Genomic DNA, 7726 nt, shown 5'->3' on the forward strand with positions numbered 1-7726 from the left:
CATGGCTCCAGTCTCTCAAGAGTTGGAGCCTCCGGCAAACCCGGGGCGGTTCAGGCAGACTCATGCCAGCTTCAATTGCAACCTGCGAAAGGGGCTTCGCCCGGTCAGAGTTACACCCGCTAACGAGGTGATGACCGGCCGAGAGGTATCGAGATATCTTGGCTTGGTACTCCGATGGCCTTAGGACCCCTCGCCGCGCCTTGCTAATGCCTTTCGGGGCCGCGCTTGAAGCGGTGTGGTAGTGCTTCTTACTAGAAGTCACTGCTGGTGCCGTCCGGCAATCGTTGCTTGATGTCTCGTCGGGCGGCGCTTCGGTCGCGCATCGACAATTCCTGCTTAATGCCTCTTGCGCTGAGCATAGCCCGCTCTAGAAGTCATTGATGGGTGCTCCCTCAACATCGTCTTCGGCTTCCTTTACCGCCGCCGCAAGCGCCGCGACGATTGCTTCCCGTGTTGTGATCCCAGCTTCATACGCTTTCCCGAGCATCTTCGAGATTTCGCCCTTCGACTTGCCAAGCGCCGCTGCGGCTCCGGATTGCGTTCTGAACTCGCCGTCCAGGAGGCGGCGAACAAGGTCGCGAACATCGGTGCTGACTAACGTATCCCAAGACCATCCTTCGCTGGTAAAGGCGACGGTAAACGTCCGGCTGGCGTCCTCTGTCAGCATTCTCGTTTTCACAAAGTCCAGAAGAAACGCGGCACCCGCCCGGTCGAAAACGACGGTACGGGGCCGCAGCCTCACCAGCGCGTCAAACATCACGGGGATCTTGGACGAACCATTGTACGTCTCTCCGCCCTTGTTGGCGTGATGCACGACCAGCACTGCGGCCCCCGCGCCTCTGATCCGCTGTAGCAGCTTGAGGAACGGGTCCCATGCCGATGCTGCGTTGGTGTCGTCAACGGTGGCAAGGGTGCTGAGGTTATCGAGCACGACAAGCTGCGGGCGCACCTGACGAACGCGTTGTAGGATGCGCTCGATATGCTCGTCGCTGCCGAAGTCTGGGAATGACGTGTCGCCTTCGGGCTGATCATGACGCGCATAGAGGATGATATTCTGCCCGATCATCTCCGCCTTCGTATCACGCGCTGCACTGATCGCGGCCTGAAAGCGGCCCTTAAGGTCGGATGTGTCCATCTCGCCGTCGATGTAGAGCACACGGCGCGGCTCGGGCGCCGACCAATGGCCGAACGATCCGCCACCCGCGACGGCGGCGGCAACGCCCATCGCAAACCAGCTCTTGCCCACGCCGGTCGGCGCGAACACCATCGTGAAGCCGCGCTCTAAGAGCCACGGCCCACAAAGTTGCTGGCGAGGTTTGATCGTGTCATCGTCCAGTAGGTCGCTTAACGGCCGTATGCGGGGGCCTCTGTCGCCGTGCTTCCGAGAAATGGCCGTCCTGCGGCGCGAGGTTCCCGTAGTCTGATCTTTAGTGGGAGTGATTGTGGTCTTCATTGTCTCCGTTTTGACATGCACAAGATGCGCGTCTTCCATAATGGGGCACCCAAACCCCGGAAGCGTTGCTCCAAGGGTTTCCAGACCCCGGAAACCAACGCTCTTTGAAGTGCGAAACCGGGGCGGAAACAGCGCCAGACAGCCCAGCGCCTAAGTCATTGTGGAAAAACAACATTTCCAGGTTTCCATCCCTAGTAAGTAAGGGAAACCGGAAACAAGCTTGCTGGCTCGGGGGCAGCCCCTCGCCTAAGAGCCCCGAGATTGCTAGTGCGAAATAGGTCACCAAATAGCCCGGCGAGGCACCATCGGGACCCTGAGAGGGTGACGTTCCGTTGATCTAAAATGGGGGGCCTTAATCTGAAGTAGGGCCGTTAATCCATAATGGGGGTGGTTATCCTCGTCCGCCGCACGGTTCCCCCAAGGGGTTCCCCACCGGCCAGCCTTGGCCCCGAACAGTCCGGTTCCCTACCGCCGGCCTCGTCCAGGAGTCTCCCGGCTGAGTCAGCCTGCCGCACCCTCGCAGGGGCTCCTGGGACGCCCCTACAGACTCGTTTGGGGTTTTCCGAGTCCCTTACCCCAACCAGCCCCCAAACGGCCCTGTACGGACTCGCGCGGGGCCTCTGCGGCGGCTCCGGAAGTCGCCTCAGAAGGATAGAGGTGCGCGAGGGCGAGCACCGCCTCCCGAGTGACCCGTCAGGGCGACGTGATGTCCTCGCTCTCGACTAGCTCTGCGTCTTCCGCGATAGACGGTGCCGGTTTCTTCATCCTAGCCGAAAAAGCGGCCGAACAGTCCCTTGCGTTTCTGGGGGAGGCTTGCGGGTTCTGCCGGTGGCACGGTCGGCGGTGTATAGTTCTCAGGGCGGCTCCAATAACCAGGCGGAGGCACTTGAGTTGCCGACTCGACGATCTGCGGAAATGACTGTCTAACTTGCTCCGTAGGGCGAGACGGTTGACCGCTGTCCGATTCCAAGCCGACGAGGCCGTGATACGTTGAGGGAAGATCCAGAACTTCCTTTGCCCTTGTGATCGCAACGTAGAACAGACGAAGCTCTGCCGGATCAAACCCTTTATCCTCAGAATCTGATGCAGTTGGCGGCTTCGTCGCGCGGGACTTGAGGAAATCATCTAGCAAGCGGACTGAGGGCCACTCTTGCCCTTTCCCTTTGTGCGCCGTTGAGATTGTCACATCCGCTTCATCCGGCCCCACGGTGCGGTTAAGCGCCCACATAAGTTGACGCTCCCCGCGCCCCTCGACAAGATTCACAAATGTCTGAAGGTGACCGCCTTCGCCGCTTTTCGCAAAGTCTACGACCTCTTGCCAACTCTCGAAGCCAAAGAAGTCGGGGACGGTACTCGGCTGTCCCTCCTTAAGATCCTGCACACCTTTCAGCATCTTCATTAGCTCGTCGTTGCCACCAACGAGGTGGGGCCGACGGTCAGTATCAATCGCCTCGATTACCGCGCCGATGGTTGAAGCATTTGTGCGAGCTAGAATGGTGCCACCGCCCGCACCCTCTGCGATCCTGCTCTGAATCTTTGGGTTGCCCGTCAGCGGCTTCGTTTCACCGAGCAATGAGAGAATCGCATTGGCGGCATCTGCGATGGCAGGGCCAAATCTGAAGGACCGCGAGAGACGGACGGCGTGATCGGTCTCAATCTTCTCCATCGCATTGATGGCACCGCGCCATTCATAGATCTGCTGGTACTTGTCCCCGACGTAGACTATTTGTGCCGACTGCTTGCTCAGCACGTCGAGAACAACCGGATTCGTGTCCTGTGCTTCGTCGAGTAGGATGAAGTCTCCCAAGATCTTCGGCTGAGAAAGCGCCCAGAGCTTCAGATATCCGTCGTGGCCCAAAGGAACTGCATCGTCGGCATCGACCATCTTAGCCCATACGTGCTTCGCTCCGGCCACCGCGAACTCATCAACAAGCTTCAAGGTCTCTGGGGGAGCGGCGGCCAACGAACCGTGCCGAGGAACATGTACGGCGCTCGGCTCAGGATCTGCACTTTGAGCAAAGCGCCGAATTGTTTCGAGTATTAGGAATCCCTGAGAACGGGCAACAAGCGCGTGGTCCTTGTCGATACGCCACTTTTTTAGCTCAAGAATCTCAGCAAGCTGATTGGCGTTGATGCGCTCAGTCAGTTTTGTCGTGCTGCCGTAATGAGGCATAACGGCCTTGAATGCGAGCCCGTGCGTGGTTGAACAGTTCACCGTGTCTGGAAATCGTTCACGAGCATCGCGAACGATGGATCTGTTAAACGCAATGTACTGACCTCGACGAGTCGTGCTGTGGGCAAGCATTTCTAGAGTGGAGGTTTTGCCGCTGCCCGCATAAGCGTTGATCTTCAGAGATCCGCGCGTCCCGAAGCAATCGAGCGCATCTTGCTGCTCGTCCGTGGGCGAGTGCGTGGGCTTCTTGCCACCGGGCCGGCATCCACTGCCTGACCGGCCGCCAGATTTGTTGCCGGCGGTGTGCGAGGGAGCTTCCTTTTCCGTTTTCCCCCGGGTCTCTGCCAGCACAGCATCCTGAAGATCTCGGGCTCTCGGCGTTTTTCGGAAAGTCAATTCCTTAGCAAGCACCTTGAGCGCCTTCTTGTCGTTAGAAGTACGCGCCCGGTCAAATTCAGCTTCAAGCTGATCAATCGAAAAGCTCAGGTATGGTCGCATCCCCGCCAGCAGTCTGTTTGTTGAAATGATCAGTAATCAGCAAACTCTGCCCCCGGATGGCGCGTATGTCGAGAGACCCGCAGAGGTAGTCACCAGATCCCTCGTCAGGCGAGTTGGCTAAAGACGGCGGCCCACAAAGCCCCGGCAACGGCCACCATCAGCGCCCCACCCAGCGCCCTCCGCCACCACGTCACGGGCTCCTTACGGCTCCCCTGCCGATGCCGCTCGGCACCGATCTGCTCCCAATGCCCCACGGTCAGGACCTCCTATCCCGAGACAAGCTTATCCCCGGTACGCCGCGATCCGCAATGATGAGCCTGTGGAACGAATCGAGGGAAGCCGACGATGGCCGATCCGACCGAGCAGATCGTGAGTGAGCTACGCCAGATTCTTATCCGGGACGAAGCCCTGTCCCGCCGGCTAGACGACCCGACGTTGAGCATCCTACTGCGCCGCGCCCTCATCCGCGCGACGCCTCTCCCGTCACCGGCACGAAGCCACTGACTACGCCTCAGCGTCCTCCAGCGGCCACGCGAAGGTCAACTCAGTCTCCCCGCCGTGCGCCCAATGGAACCGCAGCTTGCCGTCTTTGCGGTCCACGACGACCGCCCGGAGCAACTGCCTCAGAGCCGCATTGATCGCGGCCTTGTCAGCATCGCGAGCGATGAGATCATGCGCGGTTGCGAGCCTCTTTTCGATGCTCGGCCGGGACACCGCAGCGATCTTTTCGAGAAGCGCATCGTGCTCCTTTGACCGCAACTCACGCTCCGCCTCAAGTGCCCGCATACGAGCCCGCAGTGTGGGGCTATCTGCACCTGATGCGATGGCGTCCGCGACGTTGCTCAACTGATCGTCAATGGCCATGCGCAGCGTTTCGAGACGTTCTAGCTCGGAGTCTAGATGGTCGTCTCCCGCCGGAGCCGCCCCCGTGAGAAAGCCGATACTGTCGGCAATCGCCTGCTCGACATCCTCCACGTTGACGCCGAGGTACTCGCACCCAGCACCGACCTTCGCCACGGAGCAGACGAGCTTGGGCTTCCCGCCTTTGGGACCGGCCCCCTTGAACACGCGCGTCATGGAGGCCCCGCAGAGGCCGCACTGCGCTAACCCGGCGAGCATATGTGTCGGACGACGGGAGCCCTTGGGCGACGGCTGCCGCCGACCTTCAAGGCGCATCGCTCGAACATCGTTGAATAGCTCGTCGTCGATGATGCGGGGATAATACCCCGGCACCTGCTTCCCCGGCGTCCGCACCCGCCTACCTGTCACGTCATGAGATTGCGTGTGTGGCGTCAGAGTCCCGACGACGGCCGCGCTCTCCAAGAGCTTCTTTACGAAGGATCGGTGCCATACCTTGCCGCGACCAAACGTCGGAACGCCCTCACTGTTCAACGTATGCGCAATGGTGTGCTGGCCGATGCCCTTCGCAGCCATCTTGAAGATGCGCTTAACGGTCCTCGCGCGATCCTTGAGCACGACCCACTTCGGCGGGGCCTTCGTCCTGTCAAGGCGCAGCCAGCCCGGCCCTCGCGCCGTTAAGGGTTCGTCGGCCGCCTTCCGCCGCTTCGCATCCCAGGCCGCACGAACCCTTCGCCCCTTTATCGCGCTTTCCTCATGGGCTCGCATCATGGAAAGCAGCGAGATAATTAAATCGGTCGGACTGGCGTTCACGCTCTCAACCGAATACGAGCGCCGATCCGCCAACGTGACGATTGTCACCCCCGCACTAATGATCTGAAGGAACAACGATTGGGCGGGCACGATATGGTCGCGCGTAAGCCGGTCAAGATTTTCGACAAGTAGGAATGACCCTTGGGGAACTACACCATCTTCGACCGCCTCCAAGAACCGCCGCAAAGCGCCCACTTCGACATTCTTGCCCTTGTATGCAGAGATGCCGAGATCAGCGTAAGAGCTGTCGTCAAGCTCAAGGCCGTGCTCCTGAGCATATTGCGCGGCGAGATCGGCCTGACGACGGCGACTGTCGCCATGCGCCTGCTCCGGTGTGGAAAAACGCAAATAGGAGTACGCCCTCGGTTTATGCCGACCATTCTTCATCGGTCGTTCCCGCGCTTCTCAAAGAGCTGCGGATAGCGGTCCATAAAATTGACGGAGTACTTTTCGATGGCATCGCGCACTCCGTCGCAGAATAACTTTCTCTCGCGCTCACTCATCGCCTCATGCATAAGCGCGTTGGATCTGACTTGCCCCTGTAGCAATTGGATGTATTGTTCTCGCTCCGAGACGTTCATGGCCGCAAATTCAAGCCTGCTGATCCCGCTTGATATGTGAAAAAATTTGTCTTTCTCGCCGCACGTCTGATCCAATGTCGAGCGGTTCGCCGTGAATACCGCTGCAATCGTCACGTCAATTCTGCCGAGAACCTTCTTTGCAGTCGCCTCTACATCGCTAGGGACTGACTGCGCAGTTGCCGCCGACATCACAGCCAAGGCAAAGAGTCCCGCCAGTAGCGTTCGTTGCATCTTCCCTCCATTCGCGTTCAACGATTGACACGCACAATCAGCTACGACCTAAAAGGTCTATTGTAAATATCGTACTGATGATCGGCCCGCCGGGCTCCGGCAAGTCCATGCTGGCCGCGCGCCTGCCGTCGATCCTGCCGCCGCTCTCGCCCGAGGAGATGCTCGACGTCTCCATGGTGCACAGCCTCGCCGGCGAGCTCATGGGCGGCAAGCTCTGCACCGAACGGCCGTTCCGCGCGCCGCACCACTCCGCGAGCATGGCCGCCCTCGTCGGCGGCGGCACGCGCCCACGCCCCGGCGAAGCCAGCCTTGCGCATCTCGGCGTCCTCTTTCTCGACGAGCTTCCGGAGTTCCAGCCCGCCGCCCTCGACGCCCTGCGCCAGCCGCTCGAGACGGGCGAGCTGATCATCGCGCGGGCGAACCACCGCATCGCCTATCCGGCGCGCCTTCAGCTCGTCGCCGCGATGAACCCCTGCCGCTGTGGCGGCGGACCGGGCATGGCCTGCAAGCGCGGCCCGCGCTGCGCTGCCGACTATCAGGGGCGCGTCTCGGGGCCCTTGCTCGACCGCATCGATCTGCAGATCGAGGTCCCGGCGGTCTCCGCAGCCGACCTCGTGCTGCCGCCGCCGAAAGAGGGAAGCGTCGAGATCCGCGCCCGCGTCGCGGCGGCCCGCGCGCGCCAGCGACAGCGGTTCGAGGCGCACGGCGCGACCGGCCTGCGCACCAATGCCGAGTGCGCGGGACACCTGCTGGAAAAGATCGCCGAGCCGGATGAAGCGGGACTCGCGCTGATCCGACAGGCGGCCGACACGCTGCGGCTCTCCGCGCGCGGTTTCCACCGCACACTCCGCGTCGCCCGCACCCTCGCCGACCTCGACGGCGTCGACACCGTGGGCCGGGCCCACATCGCCGAAGCCCTCTCCTACCGCGGGGAAACGCTGCGTCAGGAGCGCGTGGCGTGAGGCAGTGATGTGATGATCGTTCTTACCGCGATCTCAAAGTTTGGCAGTTGGCGATGGAATCAACGCGCTGATCCGATCACTCAATGCAAAGCAGTAGACAGCATCCCTACTGCCTACTGCCTACTGCCTACTGCCTACTGCCTACTGCCTACTGCCT

At 60.8% G+C, this 7726-nt stretch carries 4 protein-coding genes and 1 pseudogene; 1 reads left to right on the top strand and 4 read right to left on the bottom strand.

What is annotated here, in order from left to right:
* Positions 1-367 precede the first annotated feature (367 nt).
* The 4 genes from V7082_RS20825 to V7082_RS20840 form a co-directional block, all read right to left on the bottom strand.
* Positions 368-1492: an AAA family ATPase gene (locus tag V7082_RS20825; RefSeq protein ID WP_334151550.1), complete on the bottom strand. Its 1125-nt coding sequence runs from the start codon at positions 1490-1492 to the stop codon at positions 368-370.
* A 727-nt stretch (positions 1493-2219) separates the two neighbouring features.
* Entirely contained in the window at positions 2220-4124 is a 1905-nt protein-coding gene (locus tag V7082_RS20830) for a UvrD-helicase domain-containing protein (protein WP_334151551.1), read from the bottom strand.
* 504 nt (positions 4125-4628) lie between these two features.
* On the bottom strand, positions 4629-6182 hold the full coding sequence (locus V7082_RS20835; protein ID WP_334151553.1) for a recombinase family protein: 1554 nt from the start codon (positions 6180-6182) through the stop codon (positions 4629-4631).
* Positions 6179-6607, bottom strand: a complete 429-nt coding sequence (locus V7082_RS20840; RefSeq protein WP_334151554.1) for a hypothetical protein — start codon at positions 6605-6607, stop codon at positions 6179-6181. Before V7082_RS20840 ends, V7082_RS20835 begins: the two co-directional genes overlap by 4 nt.
* A 71-nt stretch (positions 6608-6678) precedes the next feature.
* Between V7082_RS20840 and V7082_RS20845 the strand changes: the two are divergent.
* Positions 6679-7569 (top strand): annotated as a pseudogene (locus V7082_RS20845) (YifB family Mg chelatase-like AAA ATPase); the annotation flags it as partial.
* Positions 7570-7726: the final 157 nt, after the last annotated feature.

It is taken from the genome of Hyphomicrobium sp. (genome assembly GCF_036833075.1).
In the GTDB taxonomy this organism is placed as follows: Bacteria; Pseudomonadota; Alphaproteobacteria; order Rhizobiales; family Hyphomicrobiaceae; genus Hyphomicrobium_C.